Source organism: Cupriavidus sp. 05L310 (assembly GCF_056398185.1).
The window spans coordinates 1-22288 of the sequence record NZ_JBFTOX010000014.1; the positions used below are offsets into that span (position 1 = coordinate 1).

The window sequence follows — 22288 nt, forward strand, 5'->3', positions numbered from 1 at the left end:
TTGTTCGCTAACAGCATCCGTCCAGCGCGAACCCGCTTTCTGGTCGCTTCGTCCATCTTCCCAGCCATGCAATCGACTCCCGATCAACGCCTTGGTCAGATAACGCGTCAGACTCAAATCGGTTGTCATGATTTATACAAGTCTCAATAAGACCTGGGGAAGTTCACGCGGGCCCCTTCAAACGGGCCTGCGTGGACGAGGTCCGATGACCCCGCCTTGGGCGCGGCCTGGCCTGCCAGGGAAGAGCCGTCGACATGGCTCCGCACAATCGGCTCCCCTGCGCTTCGTCCCTTAACCTTCAAACCTTGGCCGGCCGCGCGCCGGTCGCCTGAGGCATCAGCGGAAACGTCAGCTCCGCCACCGTCTCGCCAGGCAAGCTGCGCAGGCTGACGCTGCCGCCATGCAGGCGCATGATGGTGTCGACGATGGCCAGCCCGAGCCCGGTGGAGGCCGCCGAATTGCTGCGCGCAGGATCTCCCCGGTAGAAGCGCCCGAATACATGCGGCAGCGCCTCCGGTGCGATCCCGCCACCGCCGTTGCCCACCCGGATCCTGGTGGCATGGGCGTCCGCCACCACCCGGATGTCCACGGCGCTGCCGGCGGGCGCATGGCGCAGGGCGTTGTCGACGAGGTTGGTCACCGCGCGGCGCAGCAAGGTCTGGTCGGCATGCACGCTGCCCTGCCCCGCCAGCTGCACCTTGATATCGCGGTCCGCGGCAACGGCCTCGTAATACTCTGCCACCTTGTCCAGCTCCGCCCTCGCGTCCAGCTCGCGCACCTTCATGGCCACCTGCGCATGGTCGGCACGCGCGAGAAACAGCATGTTCTCGATCATGCGGGCCAGGCGCTCGTATTCCTCCAGGTTGGACTCCAGCAGGTTTTCGTACTCCTGCACCGGCCGGCTCTGGCCGAGCGTGACCTGGGTCTGGCCGATCAGGTTGCTGATGGGGGTGCGGAAATCATGCGCGAGGTCGGCCGAGAATTCGGAGAGCCGGCGAAAGCCATCCTCCAGGCGCGCCAGCATGTCGTTAAGCGCAGCCACCAGCGCGCGCAGTTCGGTGGGCGCCTGCCCGGCATCGAGGCGCGTGGCAAGCCGGCTCATGGTGACGGCCGAGGCATCCTCGGCCATGCGCCTGAGCGGACGCAAGCCGCGCCTGGCCAACAGATAGCCCAACCCGGCCGCCACCGCCGCGCCGCACAGCGTGGCCCAGAGCATCTGGGTCTGGTATGCCTTCATCAGCGCGACGCGGTACCCTGCGTCGCGCAGCACCACGATCTCGACCGCGCGATCGGAATCTCCCAGTTGCCCAAGCGCGGAGATGCCGCGTGAAGCAACGCCGTTGCGCGGGTACCAGGTGTGCAGCCGCGATTTATCGGGGTGCGTCTCGGCAGGCAGCACGGGCAACACCGGCACCGGTTCATGGCGCGGATTGAGGCTCACCAGCGGCGCGCCCTCGCTGCCGCGTACCAGCAGGATCAGGCCTTCATGGCCCAGCGCGAGATCGGCAAAGCGATGTGTGTCGGCCCGGATCTCCTCCTCCGAACTGACTTCGCGCAGCAGGTGCCGCACCAGCAGGACTTCGCTGACCAGTTCGCTCTCGTCGCGATCCTGCAGCTGGGCGGCAAGCGCGCTCGCCAGGTAAGTGCCTACGGCCACCAGGATGGCCACGGTGGCGGCGCCATAGGCCAACGCAAGCCGTGCCGTGAGCGATGCCGGCAGACGCAGTACGGCGCGGATCAAGAGGCGGCCCCTGACATCGCCCGGCTCACAGGGCCTCCTCTTCCAGTACGTAGCCCATGCCCCTGCGGGTGTGGATCAGCTTGCGGGGGAAGGGATCGTCCACCTTGGCGCGCAGCCGGCGGATGGAAACATCGACCACATTGGTATTGCTGTCGAAATTCATGTCCCATACGTGCGAGGCGATCAGCGAACGCGACAGCACTTCGCCGCTGCGGCGCGCCAGCAGTTGCAGCAGCGCGAACTCCTTGGAGGTCAGCTCGAGCTTCTGCCCGTCGCGGGTGACACGCCGCTTGACTGTGTCGATCTGCAGGTCCGCCACTTCGATCAGCTCGCTTTCACGCAAGGGGCCGCGCCGCAAGATGGTACGGATGCGCATGACCAGTTCGGCAAAAGCGAAGGGCTTGACCATATAGTCGTCAGCGCCCAGCTCCAGGCCCTTGAGCCGGTCCGAGAGCTCGTCGCGCGCGGTCAGGAACAAGACCGGCGTATCGCGCTCGCGCCGCAGTTCCTGGAGCACCTGCCAGCCATCCATGCCCGGCAACATCACATCCAGCACGATCAGGTCGTACTCCTGGCCGCGCGCATGGGCAAGCCCGTCCACGCCGTCGCGTGCCAGGTCCACCACGAAACCGGATTCAGTCAGGCCCTTGCGCAGGTAGTCGCCTGCCTTGGGTTCGTCTTCAACAATCAATATGCGCATTTCCATTCACTCCGAGCCATCTGCCGGCCATCCGCCGGTTATTGCGCGGCCCGGCAAGACCGACACGCTATACGAGGAAAACCCCCCGCGGCAAAAGATGACAGGTTTGTCATGTTCGCGTCACGCTTCCGCACCTTTCAATGCAGGTACAATGACGGCTGCCATTCTCCTGCCCCGATGAAACGTTTCCTGAGCTCCTTCCTGCTATGTCTCGCCATGATCGCGCTGCCCGCACAGGGTGTCGCGGCGGCAGTCATGATGGTCTGCAGCGCGGCGCAGTCGGTGCAGGGATCCCACGGGCTGCCGACCGATTCGCCTGCCATGACATCGATGATGTTACGTCATGCGGCAATGAAATCGCAGGCGGAGGATGCGCTTGGCGGCCATGCCAGCGCGCACTGCCATGACGCCGCGGACCCGGCGCATGACCAGGCCGACGTGACAGACATCGCCGACCAATCCAGCCTGCAGGATCACCACGCCAGCCATGGCGCCGGTGGTGCCTGCAGCGCCTGTGCCGCCTGTGCGCTCGGGGCGGTCATGCCCACGATCCTGCCTGAACTCGCCCTGGCCAGCCACGGCCATGCCGCACCGGCAGCCGCCCTGGCCGCCTATACCGGTTTCCTTCCCTCGCCCTCGTACCGCCCGCCCGCCGCACGCTGCTGACACCCGAGGTGCGCCCAGCGCACGCTCATCCCCCGTTCGTTTTGCCCCGCGCCGCTAACCGCGCCACCCACGAACACTGAGGTTGTCATGCATTTCGTCCGCATTTTCGCGGCGGCTTGCCTGCTGCTCGGACCGGCCTTGTCGCCGGCCCAGTCCAGCGCACCTGCCGCCAATCCGCTCGACCCCGGCGCATCCGTGCCGCCCTTGCCGGCACTGAACGTGCTCGCCGGCTACGTGCCGTTCCAGGCCCAGCCGATCGCCCCATGGCGGGAGTCCAATGCCCAGGTCGCGCCCCCGGCAAGCAAGGACGCGCCGAGCGCCGGCGCGCCGATACCCGCTTGCAAGCCTGCCACGCCTGGGCAGGCGAGCGCCAGCCACGGCCACCACCACTAAGGGCGCCGCATGTCTCTCCGATTGCCATTCCGGCCCGGGCTGGCGGCAGCGGCTTGCGCCCTGCTGCTGGCCGGCTGCGCCGGATTTTCCCCTGATGGCGGCTTCGGCACCGCGGCCACCGCCGCGCGCGAACGCCTCGGCAAGGACGCCCTCTGGGTGCGCTCCGATGAGGATCGCGCCGCCGTCTTCGAGCGCACCCAGGCCTTGCTGGCGCAGCCGCTCGATGCCGACAGCGCGGTACAGATCGCGCTACTCAACAACGCCGGCTTGCAGGCGGCCTTTGCCGAACTCGGTATCTCCGAGGCCGAATACGTGCAGGCCACGCGCCTGCCCAACCCTGGTTTTTCCTTCAGCCGCAAGCGCCAGGGCGACGACCTGAAGATCGACCGCGCCATCTCGGTCGGCCTGATGAACCTGCTGGTGCTGCCGCTGGCGGCCCGCATCGAACAGGACCGCTTTGCCCAAACCCGGCTGGCCGTGGCCGACACCTTGCTGCGGCAAGCGCTGGAGACGCGCAAAGCCTTCGTCAATGCGGTCGCCGCGGAACAATCGGCACGCTATGCCGAGCAGGTGAAGAATGCCGCCGAGACGGGCGCGCTGTTCGCTCGCGACCTCGCGCGGGCGGGTAACGTCAGCGCGCTGGATCACGCGCGCGAGCAAGCCTTCTATGCCGACGCCGCCACCCAACTCGCGCGTGCGCGCCAGCAGGCCCTGGCAGCGCGCGAGCAGCTGACGCGCCGCCTCGGCCTGTGGGGTACCGGCGCGCAATACCGGCTTCCCGAGCGCTTGCCCGACCTGCCTAAAGCCAGGCCCGCGCTGGCCGACCTGGAGGGCTATGCCATTGCCAGCCGGCTTGACCTGCAAGCCGGCCGGTTGCAGCTGGACAGCCTGGCACGCTCGCTAGGCCTGACCAGGGCGACGCGCTTTATCAGCGTGCTCGATGTGAGCTACCTGAGCAACTCGGAGACCGCCAAGCCGCGCGAAACGGGTTACAGCATCGATATCGAGATCCCGCTGTTCGACTGGGGCGGCGCCCGCGTGGCCCGCGCCGAAGCGGTCTATATGCAAGCCGCCAGCCGGCTGGCGGAGAGCGCCATCAATGCCCGCTCGGAAGTCCGCGAGAGCTATGCCGGCTACCAGGCGCGCTACGACATCGCGCGGCACTACCGCGACGAAGTGGTGCCGCTGCGCAAGCGCATCTCCGACGAGGGCTTGCTGCGCTACAACGGCATGCTGGTCAGCGTATTCGAACTGCTGGCCGATGCACGCGAGCAGGTGGGCGCGGTGAATGGCTATCTCGACGCGCTGCGCGAGTACTGGGTGGCCGAAACCGAGCTCCAGGGCGCGCTCGGCGGACGGCTGCCGGAAGCCGGCGTCTCGCCGCCGCCCGCATCGCCCTCTTCCTCCAATGCGCCCCCGGCCCCCGCAAGCCCGGCATTTCCGGCCTCGCCCAAAGGACAATGACCATGGTTACCCGTAGACAATTCCTGCATGGCTCCGGCGCCACCATGCTCGGCGCGGCGCTGGTGACGCGCGCCGGCGCCGCGGTGCTGCCCGAAGCCGCGCTGCAAGCCAGCGCCGCCACCCAGCCGCCGCTGGCGCCCGCCACCGGCCGTCCGTACAACCCGGTGGCCACGCTCAATGGCTGGACCCTGCCGTGGCGGATGCGCCAAGGCTGGAAAGAGTTCCACCTGGTAGCGGAACCCGTCGAGCGCGAATTCGCGCCCGGCATGAAAGCCCACCTGTGGGGCTACAACGGCCAGAGCCCCGGCCCCACCATCGAGTGCGTCGAAGGCGACAAGGTGCGCATCTTCGTCACCAACAAGCTGCCTGAACACACGACCGTGCACTGGCACGGGATCATCCTGCCCGCCGGCATGGACGGCGTGGGCGGCTTGTCTCAGCCGCATATCCCACCCGGCAAGACCTTTGTCTACGAGTTCGAGATGAAGCACGCCGGCACCTTCATGTACCACCCGCATTCGGATGAAATGGTGCAGATGGCGATGGGCATGATGGGCTTCCTGGTGGTGCACCCGAAGGATCCCGCGCAGATGCGGGTCGACCGGGACTTCGTCTTCCTGATCTCGGCCTACGACATCGATCCCGGATCCTATACACCGCGCGTGGCCGAGATGACGGACTTCAATATGTGGACCTGGAACAGCCGCGTGTTCCCCGGCATCGACAGCCTGCCGGTGCGCCTGGGCGATCGCGTGCGCATCCGCTTTGGCAATCTCACCATGACCAACCACCCGATCCACCTGCACGGGCACCGCTTCGAGGTGAGCGGCACCGACGGCGGCTGGGTGCCGCCGTCCGCGCGCTGGCCGGAAGTCACCACCGACGTGGCGGTGGGGCAGATGCGCGCGATCGAGTTCGTCGCCGACAACCCGGGCGACTGGGCATTCCACTGCCACAAGTCGCACCACACCATGAACGCCATGGGCCACCAGATGCCGACCATGATCGGCGTCAAGCAGAAGGACCTGGCCAAGCGCATGAATGCGCTGGTGCCCGACTACATGGCGATGGGCGAGGCCGGCATGGCGGATATGGGCGGCATGGAAATGCCGCTGCCCGACAACACGCTGCCGATGATGACCGGGCAGGGACCATTCGGGCCGATCGAGATGGGCGGCATGTTCAGCGTGCTCAAGGTGCGCGCCGGCCTTGGCCGCAACGACTACCGGGACCCCGGCTGGTACCGCCACCCGAAAGGCACGGTTGCCTTCGAGTACGCCGGCACGCCCGGCGCAAGCCATTCATCGCACCAATGAGCATGTCAACACGATCAAGGAAAGAAAAGATGCGCAAAATGCAATCCCGTGCCGCGGCCGCCGCCAGCGCCCTGTCCCTCGCGCTTGTGTGCGCCAGCGCCCTCGCCGCGGGCAACCACGGCAGCCATCATGGCGATGGCCCCAGCGCCATCGGCGAGCCTGGCGATCCGGCCAGCGTGAGCCGCACCATCAAGGTCGACATGACCGACAACATGCGCTTCAGCCCGTCGGACATCACCGTGCAGGCCGGCGAAACCATCCGCTTCGTCGTCCGCAACGCCGGCAAGCTACGGCACGAGATGGTGCTCGGCAGCGAGGCCGACCTGCAAGCCCACTATGCCGACATGCTGAAAATGCCCGGGATGGAACACGCCGACCCCAATGCCGTCACGCTGGAAGCCGGACAGAGCGGAGAAATGCTGTGGCGTTTCACGCGCGGCGGCCACGTCGCCTTTGGCTGCCTGCTGCCCGGCCACTATGACGCCGGCATGCGGGGACAGGTCAGCGTGCGCTAAACATCCATGTATCGAATACCAAGCAATGAGGAAGGCATCCCCATGAAAATCCGCAAGATCCTGCTTGCGCTGCTGCCCCTGCTGGCGGCGGCCACCATCCTGCCGGCCCGCGCCGCCGCCGACACTGGCAATAGCGTCAATCCCGCGGACACCGGGAATGCCGCCGGGGCGCCCGGCGCGGTCCAGGCGGAGGCAGCGCCCATGACCGATGGCGAAATCCGCAAGGTGGATGCCGCTGCCGGCAAGCTCACCATCCGGCATGGCCCTATCGCCAACCTGGATATGGGCGCCATGACCATGATCTTCCGTGTGCAAGACCCCGCCCTGCTGGAGCAGGTCAAGGAAGGCGACCGGGTGAAGTTCATCGTGGTCCGCGCCAACGGCGTGCTGACGATAACGACGCTTGCGGTGCAGCCTCCGGCGCAGTGAGGCGCACCCGGCGGGCTTGGCGCCCGGGGGATGCCCGGAAGTGTTATCCGACGCGGAAAAAGTCGATCGTCTGTCCGGCATTGACCGCGCGCTGCAGCCATTCCGGGCGCTCGCCGGTTCCGTCCCAGCTCTGCCCCATGGCATTGCGGTACAGCGGCCGCGCGGGTTTTTCCGCCTCTGCTGCCGGCGCGGGAGCCGGTGCGGGAACGGCAAGTGTCGCCGCCGGCATCACCGGGGCAGGCGCCGGGGGTGCAGCAAAACAGCCCGCTTCAAGTAAATCGTCGAGCGTGAGGCCGTGGAGGTCCATCTGCTCACGGACCCACGTCGCCGCGGCTATTTTGGCTTCATCAGACTCTGACATGACTTTCGTAATTGACTTTCCCGGCGGCGGATGGCCAGCAAAGCGGAGGAAGGGGGATCGCCAGGCGGATCGAGCCGCCTGTATAGGGCACGATTTTACAGGGTCTTGCGCCCATGCTGGCACAGACATTTCCCAAGCGGTATCCCCATCGCCGCCATGCGCCTATGCCAGGCAGGCGGCATTGACGATGCCCGCGGAAAGCGACACTACGCCCATCAGCGCGCCCATGCCGCGGTTGTCCGCAGTAATTTGTTCGCTGACGCCGTGCAGCGCCCGCGCCACAAGCACATAGGCCAGCACCTGCACCACGAAGGCACCGAACCCCCAAAGCACAAACATCGAGAAGGCGGCATTGTGCTGGATGCTGGCCGACAACGTCAGAGAAAACCCCAATACCGCGCCGCCCAGCGATAAGGCGGCCGCCACATTCCCCTGGCGGATCAACTCGAACTCACGGTGCGGCGTAATGCGCGTATACACCAACAGGAATAATCCCAGCATGGCGAAACTGGCGAGAATATAAATCAGGTAGGCGTAAACCGGCTGCAGCGGGAATGTCATTTGGACTCCTGGTTATTTCGTACCGGCCGCCTGGATCGGATACAGCATGCCGGATAGGTCAAATCGTGTGCCAAGCAAGAAATGGAATCGCGCGGTGCGCCGCCTCAACCGCCACCTGAGCGGCCGGACCCGCCAAAGCGGCTGGTAAAGCCGCCGCGCGAGGATACCGGCGCCCGGCTGACCGCGGCCGATCGCATCGAGATACCGCCGGTCACACCGCGCCCGAGGCTGCTCCGGCGCAGCGTGGCCTCCTCCACCATGGTCGCATGCGGCGTGCCAGGCGCCTCGGCGATACGGGAGAGGCTGCCGTTACTGTCGTACACGCCCATCGGACGCGCGGCGCCGCCCGACATATCGCGCCGGGTCTGCGTGCCGTCGGGATGGTAGACCGTACCCGACTGGGTGTAGTACGGCCCGTACCAGCGGGCCACGGTGCCGCCGTAATACCCACCATGATAGCCACCGCCATGGCCGCCGCCGCTGCTCCCGCTGCCATTGCCACTGCCGGCATTGCTGCCGGCTGTATCCGCGAGGCTGGAGGCGTAGATATCGTCAACCGGCACGCTCTCGCAATCCTCGGGTGCATTCCAGTCGGCTTCGCAGTCGGCCTGCGATGCGTAGCTGGCGCGCCGCACGGTCACGGCTTCATCGTCCCCGTCGTCGCTGCATGAGCCGATGGCCGCGACGCCGGCAGCCAGCGCGCAGGCGCCGATCAGCCACAGGGCCGGCGAGCGGGATTTGCGCTGGCCGCGCGGGACGGACGCAGCCTGGCCGGGCCATGCCGACCGGCTGGAGCCGCTTGCCCGCGGCTGGTACGGGCTGCCGTATTTTGACGGCTGGCCGCCCTTCTTGCCTTTCTTCCTGGCCATTGCTCTGTCTTTCTCCGGGCTTACGATTGCTGAAAATAATGCGGGACGAAGAAGCTGGTGTTCTTCGCGATCGGACCCAGTTCCTCACGCACGCACAGGCCGGCGGGCACGTCATCCACAAGCCATACGCCGAGCGTGGTGAACCGTTCGTCAAAGCGCTGCGCGGGCGCGTAGGCCTGGTAGATGAAGCCTTCCTCGCCGTACTCGCCGGGATTCTCGAAGCGGCCCTGCGGCGTCACCAGCGACACGCTTTCGCCCTCACGCGACAGGAAGGGCTTCCTCGCGTATGAGCGCCCCGCAAAGGTGCCCTCGCTGAACGAAGCCTCCAGCAAATTGGGATGGCCGGGGAACAAGTCCCACAGGATCGGCAGGATGGCCTTGTTGGACAGCACGGCCTTCCATGGCGGCTCGACCCAGCGCACCGCGCTGCCCGCCAGTTCGGCACGGTAATCGGAAGTGGCCATCCATTCCCACGGATAAAGCTTGAACACCAGTTCCATCGGCCGGTCGTCGCCGTCGAAGAACCCGCCGCGTCCATCGGAGCCAACCTCCGCCAGTTCGGTCATCTTGACCGACCAGCCCGCCTGCAGCGCCGTATCCATCAGGTACTCCACATTGCAGACATCTTCCTGGCTGTCATACATGCAGGCGAAGTGCAATACCGTGGCGTCGCGGTAATGGCGGCGCAGCCATTGCCAGCGCGACACGAGCGCTTCGTGCAGGCTGTTGAACTGGTCGGCATCCGGCCGCACGGCCTCCTTCCAGAACCACTGCGCCAGGCTCGACTCGATCAGCGAGGTGGGCGTATCGGCGTTGAACTCGTACATCTTGGGCACGCCAAGCGCATCCATGGTCATGTCGAAGCGGCCAAACAGCGTCGGCTCGTCGCGATCCCAGGAGGTGCGGATCAGCTCCGCGAAATCCGGGGCAATGGCGAGCCGCGCAAACAGGTCGTGGTCGATCACGTGCTGCACGGCCTCCAGGCAGCGCTGGTTCAGGTCCAGCGCCGCGGCATACAGCGCCTCGATCTCCTGTGCCTCAAACTCATAGGCAACATCCTCGCGCCAGTAGAAGAAGGTATTGCGGTCTACCTGGCGCGGCAGGTTCTGTTCGTCGAGCGAGTGGAAATGAAAGCCGATGCGCTCAAGCTGCTGCGGCCAGTCGGCGCGCGGGGTCTGTGGAACACGTTTCATGGCAGGGCAATTTCCGCGGCCAGGGGCGCGGGAGCGGCAAGGAGGAATTCGTCGAAGGCCAGCGTGCGGCGGCCCGGCATGGGCGTCCAGTCGGTAAAGCGGGTAACCAGCGGCGCCCACCACCCGGCGGCGTGCTCAAGCACCGCCTGGTGATCCATGGCATCGGACTCGGTGACACCACGCGCCGGATTGGCCTGCGCCCAGCGCATCGCGGCGACGATGCTGGAAGCCACCTGCAGGCTGGTGGCGGAGTTGTGCGGCGCCAGTGCGCGAGCCCGCTGTATGTCGAGTTGCGAACCGTGCCACACCGCGCCGTAACGTCCGCTCATCAGCAGCACGCCGAGTTCGTCCACGCCATCCGTGATCTCTGCCTTGAGGATACGGTGGCTGGCAATACGGCCTGCGTCGCGCTCGCCCAGCCACTGCATCGAAGCCAGCGTGGCCCGGGTGGGCCGATAGGCGTAGTAGGCGGTGGGCCGGTACGGCGGCTGCCCATGCGCGGTACAACTGAGGTACTCGGCAATCGAGATCGACTCGTTGTGCGTGATCAGGTAGGCATCGAACGGCCCATGCAGCGCGGACCAGGAACGCACGCGCGTGCGATGGCCGGGCCGGTCCAGCACGATGGCCGCGCCGCTGCCGTAGCTGTGGCGCCTGCCCTCCGGGGGCAGCGCCGGCTCATGGCTGCCCCACCCGAGTTCGGCGTCCTGCAGGCATTCGGTGATGAAGCCGTCGGCCGACCAGGTGTTGGCGAACTCGCCGTGCGCGGGATAGCCCGGCGCGGACTGGCTGTCGTACTCGGCCACCTGGATCACGCGCACATCGAGCCGGCGCGCGAGCGCGGCCCAGCCGGCCCGATCCGCTGGCTGCGCGTCGGGCAAGCCGGGGATGCCCGCGTGCCGCGCCAGTTTCAGCAAGGCGGCCTTGACCAGCAGGGAAACCAGGCCGGGGTTGGCGCCGTGCGCGACCAGCGCGGTGGACATCCGCTCGCGGCCGTGGGCAAACGCCAGCATTTCGCTGCGCAAGGCGTAATTGCCGAGCGGGGAAGCGTCCGCAGCGTCCTCGTAGTCCCAGGGCTCGATGCCGCTATCGAGGTAAAGCGACTGGTGCGCCTGCGCGAGCGCGATCAGGTCGCGGCTGCATACTGCAGGCGCCAGGTTGAGCAGGAAGGTTTGCGGCCCGAGCAACGGGCCCAGCAGCCGGGTGTGGCTCCCGGGTGTGACGGTGGCATGCACTGGCGCCGCGCGGTATTGCGACGCGAGTGACAGCCGGTGCGCGTCCATCGCCCGGTCCACCACCGTGACGGCGGCCTCCGGGTAGGCATGGGCCAGCAATGGCAGGATGGCCTGGCCGATGCAGCCGAACCCGACAATAACGATTTGCTCGATGCGCTTGCTTGACATGGTGATATGGCTGCCGGCCGGGCACCTCGGGTGCCGTACCGGTAAAGAGTCCGTACGCCTTCAAGACGACTCAAGGTGACAGACTGAATGGCGAAGTGAATGGATGAGACCAATGGGCGAGAACGGGGCGGCGCGCGGACGCTCCGCTCAGGGCACCCACCAGTAACGGGTGATGTGGAAGAAGATCGGCGCGGCGAACACTACGGAATCCAGCCGGTCCAGCATGCCGCCGTGGCCCTGGATCATGTGGCCCCAGTCCTTGATGTTGCGGTCGCGCTTGATGGCCGACATCACCAGTCCGCCAAGGAAACCCATCAAGGCAATCACCAGCGCGATCAGGCCCGCTTTCCAGGGAGAGCCGTAGGGCGTGATCCACCACAGCGAGGCACCCAGCGCGGTGGCGCTGGCCACGCCGCCGATAAAGCCTTCCACCGTCTTCGACGGCGACAGCAGCGGCGCGATCTTGGTCTTGCCGAGCAGCTTGCCCCACACGTACTGCAACACGTCGCTGCCCTGCACCACGATCACCAGGAAGGCGATCAGCAACAGGTTGCGATCCTCGAAGCCGGGAATCGGCAAGGTCAGCAACGCAGGCACGTGCGAGATGCAGAACACGCAGATCATCACTGCCCACTGCACTCCCGCGCAGCGTTCGAGGAAGCGCGTGGTCTCCGCCGACAGCGCCGAGAGGATGGGCAGGATCAGGAAGGCGTAGACCGGGATAAAAATCGAAAACAGCCCATACCAGCCGATATGCACCAGCACATACTGCAGCGGCAGGAAGACGAAGAAGGCGGCGACGATGGCGCGGTGATCGCCGCGCCGGGTGGTGGTGATGGTGATGAACTCGCGCAAGGCGAAGAACGACAACAGATAAAACAGCACGACAATGGCGGTCCGCCCCGCGGCGAACGCCACCCCGAGCACGCCGATCATCCACCACCACGCCGATACCCGCGCGGCCAGATTATCGATCACCGCATGCGGGCCGCCCCGGGCAATGCGCCAGCGCAGCAGCGCGGTCACGATGGAGGCCAGCACAAGCACGCCCAGCACCCCGCCGAACAGCAGCCAGGTCTCGTGCATCATGGTCAGGTGAGGAAGGTTCATAGGTTCTCAGTCCAGCGCAGGCGCCAGCGACAACAGGCCTGCGCGGCAGCGCGCCAGGAAATCGTCCTTGGCTTCTTCCGCGCCAAGGGTCAGCGGCTTGCCGAAGGTAACGGTGCACAGCAGCGGCACCGGCACGAACTCGCCCTTGGGCATCACGCGGTTGAGGTTATCGATCCACACGGGGACGAACTCCACGTCCCGGCAAACGCACGCCAGGTGGTAGATGCCGCTCTTGAAGGGCAGGAGCCGCTCGTCGGTGGTATTGCGCGTGCCTTCGGGAAACAGGATCAGCGAGTCGCCGCGGCGCACGGCATGCTCCATCAGTGCCACCGGGTCGCTGCCCGGGTCGCTGCGTGTGCGGTCGATCAGCAGCGCGTTGAACACATCCTTGCCGATGAAACGGCGCAAGCCCGATTTGTTCCAGTAGTCCGCGCCCGCCACCGGCCGCGTCAGCGGCCGCAGGTCCGGCGGCAGGCAGCCCCAGATCAGCACGAAATCGCCGTGGCTGCTGTGGTTGGCAAAGTAGATGCGCTGCACCGCGGCGGGCAGGCAGCCGTTCCAGCGGGCCTGCATGCCGGTCAGCAGGCGCGCGAACAGGATGATGGCGCGTGCCACCAGTTTGGAAAGCCACATCTTCCGTTATCTCAGCAGCAGTAGCAGCAAGGCCACCAGTAATTGGAGGGCAGCCAGCGCCCCCGCCCAGTGAAGGAAGCGCAATGCGCCGCGAGCGCGTTGCGCCAGGGAGCGCCCGCCGGACCCGGGCCTGGCCCAGCCCAGCCGCACGAGCGCCTGGTCCAGCGAGCCCAGCATCTCGTCCGTGCCGGCGCTTTGCGAAATATCGGCAAGCGCCGCGAACAGCCGGTGATCGATTGCCACCCGCGCCAGCAGCCACAACTGCACGGCGCCGGACAGGGCCGCCACGATGCCCAGCACCAGGTAGACCTGGCCCGCCGGCGACAAGGTGCCGGCCAGCAGCAGGTTGATCAGCGCCAGCACCAGCCCGGCCCAGAGCAGCCGTGCCGCGCCGTCGAGGCCACCCACCGCGGCGTGCGCCACCCAGCGCTGCGCGGCAACGCCGAGGGGCTCGTCATCATGCATCGGGACCGACATAGCCTGCTCCCCCTGAAGACTGTGCAGCCGCCTGCCGGCGGCCGACGAATTGCGACAGCGCGTCCACGCTGTCCGGGCCCAGCACCACGGCCGGCCGGCCCTTGCGCAGCAGCGCCAGCGCCTGTCCGGCATCGTGCGCGCCGGCACGGCCTGCCAGCCAGGCGGCTGCCACCAGCGCGCTGCGCGAGTAGCCAAGCGCGCAGCATACAAGCACTTTGCGGCCGTCGCGATGCCATGTGTCGAGCACGGCCACCGCTTCATCCAGTTGCGCCTGCGTCGGCACGGTCAGGTCCAGCACCGGCACGCAACGATACAGCGTAGCGCTTGCCAGCCGCGGCAGCTCGGCGGTCAGGTCCAGCACGGCATCCGCCCCGAGCCGGCGCAGTTCGCCGCCGCCGGGAAAACGGCCGACCCAAAGCCCGGGCACGATCTCGCTGGCGCCGGACTGGCTGCGGGTCCACCAGCGCGAATTGGCGAGCGCCCCTAGCAGATAAGGCGCCAGCACCCAGTGCGCGGCCATCGGCATCGTGCCGTCGTGTCCCTTCTGGAACAGGCCAGGCACGCCTTGCCGGTATATCGCCGCGACACAAGCCAGGGACAGGGCCAGCCAGCCCAGCAGCAGCGCCGCGAGCGCCGACACCGGCAACAGCGCCAAGGCAACCGCGCCTACGGCCACGGCACCGGCGGCGTAGCGCCCGGCAAGCTGCCGCGTGCGGGCGCGGGCAGCGGGCCCGCCAATCCACCGCCCCTGCCCGAAGGGAAACAGGAAGACGCAGAACCAGCCCACCAGCCAGCCGGTAGGCACGTCGATGGCATGGTGCTGGTATGTGGTCAGCACCGACACGCCAATCAGGACGAACCAGCCGTGCAGCAGCCAGCGCCATCCGCCTCGCGCGTGGATGGCGTAAGCCACCCACAGGATCACCAGCAAGCTGATATGCAGCGAGGGCGCCTGGTTGAACGGCTTGTCGAAGCCACCCAGCAACGTGAACAGGTGACCGGGCAAGCCGTCAGCCTGCGGGCGGTCGAAGGCAAAGCGCAAGGGGAAGGCGATGAAACACGCCACCGAGATCACTTGCGCCGCCAGCAGGCGCCTGGCGTGCACGAGCAGTTCGGCACGCGTGCGCCACAGGAAGAACGACAAGCCGTAGAGCAGGTCGATCGACCAGTACGGCACGATGCTCCAGGGCACGAAGGGTATGCGCCGCTCCCATTCAAAGTAAAAGAACGGGACTTCGGCGCGCTGGCTCGCCAGCCAGTTGGCCAGACCATACGAGGAAAAGAACAAGGCCCCAATGCCGGCCAGCAGGACCAGCGCCAGGCCCCATGGACGAGCCTCGGCGGGCGCCACGGCAGCTCCCCTTCCCGCCCTGTCCTCGCCCTGCTCGCGCAGCATCATGCCGTCCTGCGCGCCAGGCTGACCGTGAAGATGCCCCACGGATCGATACGCTGCGCAACCTTCTCGAAACCAGCCTGCCGGACCAGTTCGTCCATCTCCGCCTGCGAGCGGCGCCGCATCACCCACGCCGAGCCGGCACGGTGGCTGGTGAGCGCGCGCGCGATGAATTCCAGCTGCGGGTGCCAGGGCTGGCCGGTATAGACCAGATAGCCGCCGGGGGGCACCGCGCGCGACAGTCCGCCCAGCGAACGCGCCACCATGGCGTTGTCGCCGAACAGTTCATAGAGGCCGGAGACAATGGCCAGCGTGGGAGCCGGGTCGAGCGCCGCGAGATCGTCGCCGTCGAAGGCGTCGCCCTTCTCGAAGCGGGCGATATCGGAAAGCCCCTTGCTGCGGATCAGCGCGCGCCCCTGCATGACGTTGATATCGCTGTAGTCGCGCAGCAGAATGCTTTGCACCTGTTGCGCGGCAGTGCCATTGAAGCCCTTGGCGGCCAGCGCCTCCAGGACGTAGCGGCCGTGGCCCGCGGCGATATCGACGATGCGCACCGGCGCGCCGGCAGCGCGCAGGCTGCCGATGGCCATGCCCAGCAGTTCCTCGATATTCACCTTGCGCTGGCGAATCCCCCGCCAGCCGATGGCGTCCAGGTAGTTGCGGTCGACCACCGGACCGACGCCAAACCGCCCTTGCGCCTGATTACAGTAAACGTAATCCAACGTGGAGCCCGAATCGAATCCGGTCTGGTGCCCGAGCCGCACGCCGTCGGACAGCAGGCCGCCGAATTTCAGGCCAGCCCGCGTCAAGGCCCAGTAGATGCCGGCCGGGCTGGCCGCGGACAGCGGACGCGCCAGCCGGTCTGACTCTTCCTTGAAAGCGCCGCTGCGGTCGGCGTCGAGCAGCGTGACAGGCGGCGATGGCGATTCGAACTCGCGCACGATAAAGCGCCGCGCCGCCGCCACAGCCTGCGCCCGATCGCGCTCGCCGAGGGTGTCGTGGTAGAAGCCGTCCAGCACGATGCGCTCCTTGACGCTGGAACCCAGGCGCTCGTAAAACGCGTCCTGCGGCGCGCGGTGCACCACCCAGTCGGCGCCAGAGATCAGCAATTGCGTGGGCACAGTGATGGCGGCCGCATCGGCCACGATGCGATCGGCCGTCTCGTAGAGATCCAGCAGGATATTGACCGCGATCGGACGCGTAATCAGCGGATCTTGCTGATAACTGGCAATGCGTTCCAGGTCGTGCGTCAGGAACTTCGCCTTGACGTAGCTGTCGACGAAGAACTTGCCACGCAGCTTGTGCATGAGCTTCAGGCCTGGCCGCGCGAACGGCACGTAAAGCTTGACCTTGAACGCTGGCGAGGCAAGCACCAGGCAGCGAATCCGCGGTGCATAGTCATGCACCCAGGTGGAAGCCAGTACCGCGCCCACGCTCTGGGCTACCACCGCGATGCGTTCCACCGGGATGCCATGGACCGCCGCGATATGGTCGACAAAGGTCTGGATATCGCGCACGGACGTGGCCAGGCTGGGGCTATAGCCGCGCTCGCCGGGCGAACGTCCATGGCCGCGCGCGTCCCAGGCGAAGAATGCGTGGCCGGGCAAGCCCAGTTCGTCCACCAGGTGGGCGATACGGCCCGAGTGCTCATGCCCGCGGTGGAACAGCACGACGGCGCCCTGCGGTGCGTTGTCCGCGGTTGGCCAATGCCGGTAGAACAGCGACTGGCCATCGTGGGTTTCGAACTGCGCCTCGACGGGGGTACGGCTGGTTTGACTATCCACGTAGTATCACTCCACGGGTTGGGAAGAGGATCAGGCGCGCGGTGCCGCCTGTGCACGTGCCTGGCGTAGCTGTTCCGCCTCGGCCACGCCGCGGCGCACCCGGTTGGCGATGGTAAGCAGCGACAGCAGCGACAACAGTACCCACAACCAGTGCGCGGCATATGCGAGGCTCAGGCCGAGCCCGACCCACAAGCCCAGCGCGCCCAGCACCAGGGCCCGGTCGCTCTTGCCAAGCGGGCCGTCATAGCGCCGGCTGGCGCCGGCCAGCGGCCCGATCAGGCCGGCGCACTCGACGATCACGGCCAGGACGGCGAAGACCATGACCTCCCCCGCGCCGAAAGGCGAAACCAGGGCAAATGGCAGGATCAGCGCAAGATCGGAGACGATGTCGCCCAGTTCGTTGAGATAGGCGCCCAGCACGCTTTGCTGGCCATGTTCGCGCGCCAGCATGCCGTCGACGGCGTTAAGGGCCATGCGCATGAACAGCCAGACTGGCATCAGCAGGAAGACTGCGGGCAGCCAGGCCAGCGCGGCCACCAGGGCGCCAATGACCAATGAGCCCGCGGCGGCGGCGAGCGTCACCTGGTTGGCGGTCACGCCGCGCGCGGCGAGGTGCTTCACCAACGGTCGCAGAAGTGCCTGGAATTTCGGTTTGATCTGGTAAAGCGTCATGTTCCATGGCCGTTGAGGCCTTATGTTATTGGCGGCCATGGTGCCTGTACGCACGGCAACCGGCCATGTCAGTTCCCTGCCCCGGCCTCCCGGCCGCCTCCTTGGCGCCCGTCCGGTGTGCTGCGTTCCCGACAATCGGCAAGCATAGCCGGATATTGCACGCTTACGTCATTTTTTAAGAATTTATGAGATTTTCGACACATTCAAGACACGTTTGACAGGCTGCGGCAGCGCGCTGCGTTGCTTTACATGATTGGAGATGCGGCGCGATTTCGCAATATTTTGGATGTCCTGACGGGCATTGCGCGAAATTGCAAGAATTTGGAGAAATCGAAAGGCCGGGCCAGCAACCGCACGGCATAGCGCGGGCAGTGGTTGAGTACCTGGCTGCCCGGCCTGGCGGTCGGGGACATGCATGACAGCATTGTCATGTGCCAGTCATGTTGCCGTGGGCGCGTGCTTTTTAGACTGTCAGCACGGTCGATCCATGCCGGTCGCCGCCCCCTTGAATCCTCGGAGAAAAAGAATGCGTACTCTCAAGCAAGCCCTGCTGGCCACTGCCATTGCCACCACGCTGGCCGGTGCCGCCGGCCTCGCCAGCGCCGCCTCGCGCAGTGTCGACCCGTACCTTGACGGTGCCGCCACCGGCCAGGCCCGGGATATCTATACGCAGGGCGCCAGCAAGCTCGGTGCGCGCGACCCGTTCACCGATGGCGCGCACAACGGCGCGCGCGACCCCTTCACCGACGGCGCCCGCAACGGCACGCGCGACAAGTTCAGCGACGGCGCATGAGCCTCCTCGCTGATCGCCGGGATTCAGCGGATCTCGCTGTAGATATGCCTGGCCTGCTCGGCCGTGGCTAGCGGGCGGCCCAGCGTCCGCGCTCCCTCCGCCGCCTGCCCGACAAGCGCCGCGTTGCCTGGCGCGGTGCTGCCATCGCGCAGCTTCAGGTTGTTCTCGAAGCCCACCCGCACATGCCCGCCAAAGGCGGCGGCCGTGGTCACGCAGGCATTCTCCTCGCGCCCGAAGGCGCAGATCGCCCACGGCAGCGTGCCGTCGAAGGCCTGCAGGAACGGCAGCAGGTCGCGTGGTGACGAAACCTGCCCCGCCGAATACCGGCCCAGCACAAACAGCACCGACCATGCCCCCGGCGGCACCAGGCCGCGCGCGCGCAGCGCTTGCCAGCGCGCTACATCGGCCGCGTCGTACAGGATCATCTGCGCCATCACCCGCTCCCGCGCCAGCCAGCCCAGGAAATCGCCCAGTTCCGCCTCGGGGATATCCGGCACCGCGATTTCGCGCAAGCCGATGGAAACCGCCTCGGGACGGAGTTCGCGCACCATCGCGATCTGTTCCGCGGCGCGGTAGATGCCGGCGGCTTCGCTGGTCACCTGCACCAGCAGTTGATCGCCGACCTCCCGCTTCACGGCGGCAAGCGCTTCGCGATAGATCTGCGCATCCAGGGAGTGGCGCCCGTCGGGCTGGCGCACGTGCATGTGCATCATGGCCGCGCCGGCTTCGAGGCAAGCCCGCGCCTCGGCCGCCAGCGCCGCCGCGGTCGTCGGCACGGCCTGGTGGTCGGCGGCGGTCTTGTAGGCGCCATTGGGCGCCACGGTAATGATCAGCGGCGAATCCGCCAGCAAAATTTGTTCACTCATATTGCACTCGGTGTCGGTGTGGCCGGGGTCGCCCGGCAGGCCTCAGTCGGATACTGAAAGGTTCAGGGTTGGATCTTGGGCAGCTCCGGCGCGATCAGGTCTAGCCCCGCGCGCAGCAAGCGATCGTAACGCTCACGTTCGGCCGCGATGGTCTCGGGCGTCCACTGGTAAAACCCTTCGCCGCTCTTCATGCCGTGGCGGCCGTCCGCCGCGCGCTCGGTCAGGCACCGGGCCGGCACCGCCGAGTTGTTGAAGGTGGGATACATGGTAGCGCCGGCCGCCGCGTGCACGTCGATGCCGGCATGGTCGCGCTGCATGACCGGCCCTGCGGCCAGGAAGCGGAAGCCAAAGCCGAAGCGCACCGCCGCGTCCACATCCTCGGGCGAAGCGATGCCGCGGTCGATCAGATCGAAAGCTTCGCGCGACAAGGCGTGCTGCAGGCGATTGGCGAGGAAACCGGGCAAGTCTTTCTTCACCTTGACCGGCACCATGCCGCAACGGCGCATGAAGGCGATCAGGGCGTCCGCGCCAGCCTCGGCACTGCCCTCTCCCAACACCACCTCCACCAGCGGAACCAGGTGCGCAGGCATGAAGAAATGCAAGCCGAACATGCGCTCGCGGGTGGGCAGGCCTTCGCCGATGGCGCTGATCGGAAAGCTGGAACTATTGCTGGCAAGCATGGCGTCGGGGCGCGCGCGCTGCACCAGGTCGGCGAACAGGGCGCGCTTGATGTCGAGCCGCTCGGGAATGCATTCGATCACCAGGTCCACGGTGCTCCAGTCGACGGCTTCGAGCGATGGGGCCACGGTCAGCCCGGCCAGGCCGGCTTCGGCTGCCGGCCCGATCGCCGCAAGATTGGCGGCGACCTTTGCCGCCACCGCGGCGGCGCGCTGCGCCTCGGTCTCCACCACCGTGGTGCGGCAGTGCGCGCGGGCGAGCACCACGGCCACGTCGGCGCCCATGGTGCCGCCGCCCACCACCACGGCATGGGTGGCGCCGGGAGCGGCTAGAGAAAAGGTTACGGGGGCTTCGGCCATGGTGTTCCTTTGTACTGTCTGTCGGGCGTTGTCGTTGGGGCAGCGTGACCACGCTTGCCATGCAAATATGGCTAACGCAGCGCTTTGCCATTGGTCATGGCGCCCCGGTCTGGCGGGATCGAGCGCCAGTGTAGACAAGCCGCTTTGATTGATGAATCAGATTTTTTGGATAAAATGATCGGCAGATGAGATCAATCCCATGAAAATCAACCTGTCGATGCGCGATGTCGAGACCACGTTGGTGCTTGGCCGGACCCTTAACTTCCGCCAGGCCGCGGGGCAGTTGCACTTGTCGCAGTCGGCGCTTTCGACCCAGATCCTGCGCATCGAGGATTCCCTGGGCGTGCGGCTGTTCGACCGCACCACGCGCACGGTGCGGCTGACCGCGGCGGGCGAGGTCTTCATGCAGCAGGCGGCGATCCTGCAGGCGGCCTTCCGCGATGCCATCGATGCGGTCAGCGGCATTGCCAGCGCCGAACGCGGCCAGGTTGCCGTGGCCGCCCTGCCGTCGCTGGCCGCCCGTTTGCTGCCGCGCGTGCTGATGGCCTATCGCCGGGACCACCCCAAGGTTACGCTGAAGGTCTACGACACGCTCTCCGGCCCCGCTTTCGACCTGGTGCGCGCCGGCGAGGTGGATTTCGCGCTGACAGCAGCCGACCCGCAGCAGGCCGACCTGCACTATGACCCCATGATGTCGGACCGCTTCGTGCTGCTGATTCCCGGCGAGCACCCGCTGGCGCAGGGCAAGGGGCCGCTGCGGTGGGCCGACACTGTCAGCGCCGAACACGTTTCGATGACGCACCCCAGCAGCGTGCGCCAGTATGCCGAATGGGCTTTCCTGCAGAACCGGATCCGCTTCCAGCCGGTGTTCGAGGCCGAGCACCTTGCCACCATCGCGGCGATGGTGGAATGCGGCTTCGGCGTTGCCGCGCTGCCGGAGATCGCGGCCGGCACCGTGCGCCAGTCCGGCATCGTCGAGCGCCTGCTCACCGCGCCGGTGACGGAGCGCTCCATCGGGCTGGTGACAGCGCGCAACCGCAGCCTGTCGCCGGCGGCGGCGGCTCTGGTCGGCGTGTTGCGCGCCCACCTGGCCCAGGCCGGCGGCGGCGTGCCCGCAGCCGTATGAGAGGCGTGACGGCCACCTCGCCCGGCGCGCCGGCCTGGTGGCACGCGAATCAATACTATGCCGGCCCGCCGGCGCGTTCACGCTCCGCCGCAAGGTAAGCATCGCGCGAAGGCAGCAGGTGATTGCGGCACAGCGCAATCAATGCCTCGCGCCGCCCTTCGCGCAATGCTTCGATCATGGCCCAGTGCTCCTGCCTGGCGCGTTCGCGATAGCCCGCCGCCGCCAGCGAGCCAAAGCGGATCGGATGGGCGCGCCGCGCGTATTCCTCGATGGCTTGCCGCAGCACCGCGTTATCGACCAGCGCGAACAGCTCGCGATGAAAGCGCTGGTTGATGCGGAACACGGCGCGCGCATCGCCGGCGGCTACGGCGACGTCGTGTTCCTGCTGCACCGACACCAGCGCCTGCAGGCGCACCGGCGGCACCGGCAGCGCGATCAGGCTGGCGGCGTGCGCTTCCAGCACCTCCCGCAAGGCATACAGCTCCATCACCTCGCGCGCCGGAAAGGCCCGCACCACGGCACCGACATTGCGCTTGCGCTCGACCACGCCCATGCCTTCCAGCGTGACAAGCAACTGGCGCACCACATGGCGCTTCAGGCCAAAGCGCGCCATCAGGTCGTCCTCGACCAGCCGCTCGCGCGGACTCAGCAAGCCGAAGACGATGTCTTCCTCGAGGATGGCGGCGGCGGCCAGCAGCGCATCCGCACCGCTGCCGGGCGCATCGTCCTGGTTGCCCTGCGCCGCCTGCGCATGCGTACCTGCACGGGTTGGTCGATCCATGACAA

Annotated in this window: 25 protein-coding genes; 8 read left to right on the forward strand and 17 right to left on the reverse strand. The window is 66.9% G+C overall.

Annotation, left to right across the window (positions count from 1 at the left end; all coding sequences use genetic code 11):
- Nucleotides 1–298: 298 nt before the first annotated feature.
- Nucleotides 299–1741 carry a heavy metal sensor histidine kinase gene (locus AC1DS6_RS12245; RefSeq protein WP_441628463.1) on the reverse strand — a complete coding sequence of 481 codons (1443 nt, stop codon included), beginning with the start codon at nucleotides 1739–1741 and terminating at the stop codon, nucleotides 299–301.
- A gap of 25 nt (nucleotides 1742–1766) precedes the next feature.
- On the reverse strand, nucleotides 1767–2441 hold the full coding sequence (locus AC1DS6_RS12250; RefSeq protein WP_035862957.1) for a heavy metal response regulator transcription factor: 675 nt from the start codon (nucleotides 2439–2441) through the stop codon (nucleotides 1767–1769).
- Between the two features lie 177 nt (nucleotides 2442–2618).
- Here AC1DS6_RS12250 and AC1DS6_RS12255 point away from each other — a divergent pair, with 177 nt between their 5' ends.
- From AC1DS6_RS12255 to AC1DS6_RS12280, 6 genes are all read left to right on the forward strand, one after another.
- Nucleotides 2619–3107, forward strand: a complete 489-nt coding sequence (locus AC1DS6_RS12255) for a hypothetical protein (RefSeq protein WP_477102538.1) — start codon at nucleotides 2619–2621, stop codon at nucleotides 3105–3107.
- 87 nt (nucleotides 3108–3194) lie between these two features.
- Nucleotides 3195–3500 carry a hypothetical protein gene (locus tag AC1DS6_RS12260; protein ID WP_441628469.1) on the forward strand — a complete coding sequence of 102 codons (306 nt, stop codon included), beginning with the start codon at nucleotides 3195–3197 and terminating at the stop codon, nucleotides 3498–3500.
- Between the two features lie 9 nt (nucleotides 3501–3509).
- On the forward strand, nucleotides 3510–4964 hold the full coding sequence (locus tag AC1DS6_RS12265; RefSeq protein ID WP_441628471.1) for a TolC family protein: 1455 nt from the start codon (nucleotides 3510–3512) through the stop codon (nucleotides 4962–4964).
- Between the two features lie 2 nt (nucleotides 4965–4966).
- A complete protein-coding gene (locus AC1DS6_RS12270; RefSeq protein WP_441628473.1) occupies nucleotides 4967–6280 on the forward strand; it encodes a multicopper oxidase family protein in 1314 nt (437 codons plus the stop codon).
- A gap of 29 nt (nucleotides 6281–6309) precedes the next feature.
- Entirely contained in the window at nucleotides 6310–6795 is a 486-nt protein-coding gene (locus AC1DS6_RS12275; RefSeq protein ID WP_441628475.1) for a cupredoxin domain-containing protein, read from the forward strand.
- 42 nt (nucleotides 6796–6837) lie between these two features.
- The gene (locus AC1DS6_RS12280) at nucleotides 6838–7224 is read left to right on the forward strand and encodes a copper-binding protein (protein WP_441628477.1); all 387 of its coding nucleotides are present in this window, start codon (nucleotides 6838–6840) and stop codon (nucleotides 7222–7224) included.
- 43 nt (nucleotides 7225–7267) lie between these two features.
- Here AC1DS6_RS12280 and AC1DS6_RS12285 read toward each other — a convergent pair whose 3' ends face one another.
- The 12 genes from AC1DS6_RS12285 to AC1DS6_RS12340 all read right to left on the reverse strand — a co-directional run bounded on the left by AC1DS6_RS12285 (nucleotide 7268) and on the right by AC1DS6_RS12340 (nucleotide 18097).
- Entirely contained in the window at nucleotides 7268–7585 is a 318-nt protein-coding gene (locus AC1DS6_RS12285; protein WP_441628479.1) for an H-NS family nucleoid-associated regulatory protein, read from the reverse strand.
- Nucleotides 7586–7747: 162 nt separating this feature from the next.
- The gene (locus AC1DS6_RS12290; protein WP_045241058.1) at nucleotides 7748–8146 is read right to left on the reverse strand and encodes a DUF350 domain-containing protein; all 399 of its coding nucleotides are present in this window, start codon (nucleotides 8144–8146) and stop codon (nucleotides 7748–7750) included.
- A 104-nt stretch (nucleotides 8147–8250) separates the two neighbouring features.
- Nucleotides 8251–9015: a hypothetical protein gene (locus AC1DS6_RS12295; RefSeq protein WP_441628481.1), complete on the reverse strand. Its 765-nt coding sequence runs from the start codon at nucleotides 9013–9015 to the stop codon at nucleotides 8251–8253.
- A gap of 20 nt (nucleotides 9016–9035) precedes the next feature.
- The gene (locus AC1DS6_RS12300) at nucleotides 9036–10208 is read right to left on the reverse strand and encodes a glutathionylspermidine synthase family protein (protein ID WP_441628483.1); all 1173 of its coding nucleotides are present in this window, start codon (nucleotides 10206–10208) and stop codon (nucleotides 9036–9038) included.
- Nucleotides 10205–11611, reverse strand: coding sequence for a saccharopine dehydrogenase C-terminal domain-containing protein (locus AC1DS6_RS12305; protein WP_441628485.1), 1407 nt, complete (start codon nucleotides 11609–11611; stop codon nucleotides 10205–10207). The genes AC1DS6_RS12300 and AC1DS6_RS12305 overlap by 4 nt, the downstream gene beginning before the upstream one ends.
- A gap of 147 nt (nucleotides 11612–11758) precedes the next feature.
- Nucleotides 11759–12721: a phosphatidate cytidylyltransferase gene (locus tag AC1DS6_RS12310; RefSeq protein WP_441628487.1), complete on the reverse strand. Its 963-nt coding sequence runs from the start codon at nucleotides 12719–12721 to the stop codon at nucleotides 11759–11761.
- 6 nt (nucleotides 12722–12727) lie between these two features.
- Nucleotides 12728–13354, reverse strand: a complete 627-nt coding sequence (locus AC1DS6_RS12315) for a lysophospholipid acyltransferase family protein (protein ID WP_477102539.1) — start codon at nucleotides 13352–13354, stop codon at nucleotides 12728–12730.
- A gap of 6 nt (nucleotides 13355–13360) precedes the next feature.
- Complete coding sequence (locus AC1DS6_RS12320; RefSeq protein ID WP_441628491.1) at nucleotides 13361–13831, reverse strand: hypothetical protein; 471 nt, start codon at nucleotides 13829–13831, stop codon at nucleotides 13361–13363.
- Nucleotides 13812–15227: a phosphatase PAP2/dual specificity phosphatase family protein gene (locus AC1DS6_RS12325; protein ID WP_477102582.1), complete on the reverse strand. Its 1416-nt coding sequence runs from the start codon at nucleotides 15225–15227 to the stop codon at nucleotides 13812–13814. Before AC1DS6_RS12325 ends, AC1DS6_RS12320 begins: the two co-directional genes overlap by 20 nt.
- Nucleotides 15227–17008, reverse strand: coding sequence for a bifunctional alpha/beta hydrolase/class I SAM-dependent methyltransferase (locus tag AC1DS6_RS12330; protein ID WP_441628493.1), 1782 nt, complete (start codon nucleotides 17006–17008; stop codon nucleotides 15227–15229). Before AC1DS6_RS12330 ends, AC1DS6_RS12325 begins: the two co-directional genes overlap by 1 nt.
- A gap of 30 nt (nucleotides 17009–17038) precedes the next feature.
- Nucleotides 17039–17680, reverse strand: a complete 642-nt coding sequence (locus AC1DS6_RS12335; RefSeq protein ID WP_441628495.1) for a CDP-alcohol phosphatidyltransferase family protein — start codon at nucleotides 17678–17680, stop codon at nucleotides 17039–17041.
- A gap of 183 nt (nucleotides 17681–17863) precedes the next feature.
- On the reverse strand, nucleotides 17864–18097 hold the full coding sequence (locus AC1DS6_RS12340; RefSeq protein WP_441628497.1) for a hypothetical protein: 234 nt from the start codon (nucleotides 18095–18097) through the stop codon (nucleotides 17864–17866).
- A 109-nt stretch (nucleotides 18098–18206) separates the two neighbouring features.
- Between AC1DS6_RS12340 and AC1DS6_RS12345 the strand changes: the two genes are divergently transcribed.
- Complete coding sequence (locus AC1DS6_RS12345) at nucleotides 18207–18473, forward strand: hypothetical protein (RefSeq protein ID WP_035862830.1); 267 nt, start codon at nucleotides 18207–18209, stop codon at nucleotides 18471–18473.
- 23 nt (nucleotides 18474–18496) lie between these two features.
- On the opposite strand, the gene AC1DS6_RS12350 is transcribed toward AC1DS6_RS12345, so the two are convergent.
- Entirely contained in the window at nucleotides 18497–19339 is an 843-nt protein-coding gene (locus tag AC1DS6_RS12350) for a beta-keto acid cleavage family enzyme (RefSeq protein WP_441628499.1), read from the reverse strand.
- A gap of 62 nt (nucleotides 19340–19401) precedes the next feature.
- Nucleotides 19402–20376, reverse strand: coding sequence for a 3-hydroxyacyl-CoA dehydrogenase family protein (locus AC1DS6_RS12355; RefSeq protein ID WP_441628501.1), 975 nt, complete (start codon nucleotides 20374–20376; stop codon nucleotides 19402–19404).
- Nucleotides 20377–20575: 199 nt separating this feature from the next.
- Between AC1DS6_RS12355 and AC1DS6_RS12360 the strand changes: the two genes are divergently transcribed.
- Nucleotides 20576–21502: a LysR family transcriptional regulator gene (locus AC1DS6_RS12360; RefSeq protein ID WP_477102540.1), complete on the forward strand. Its 927-nt coding sequence runs from the start codon at nucleotides 20576–20578 to the stop codon at nucleotides 21500–21502.
- Nucleotides 21503–21557: 55 nt separating this feature from the next.
- Here AC1DS6_RS12360 and AC1DS6_RS12365 read toward each other — a convergent pair whose 3' ends face one another.
- Nucleotides 21558–22283: a GntR family transcriptional regulator gene (locus tag AC1DS6_RS12365; protein ID WP_477102541.1), complete on the reverse strand. Its 726-nt coding sequence runs from the start codon at nucleotides 22281–22283 to the stop codon at nucleotides 21558–21560.
- Nucleotides 22284–22288 lie beyond the last annotated feature (5 nt).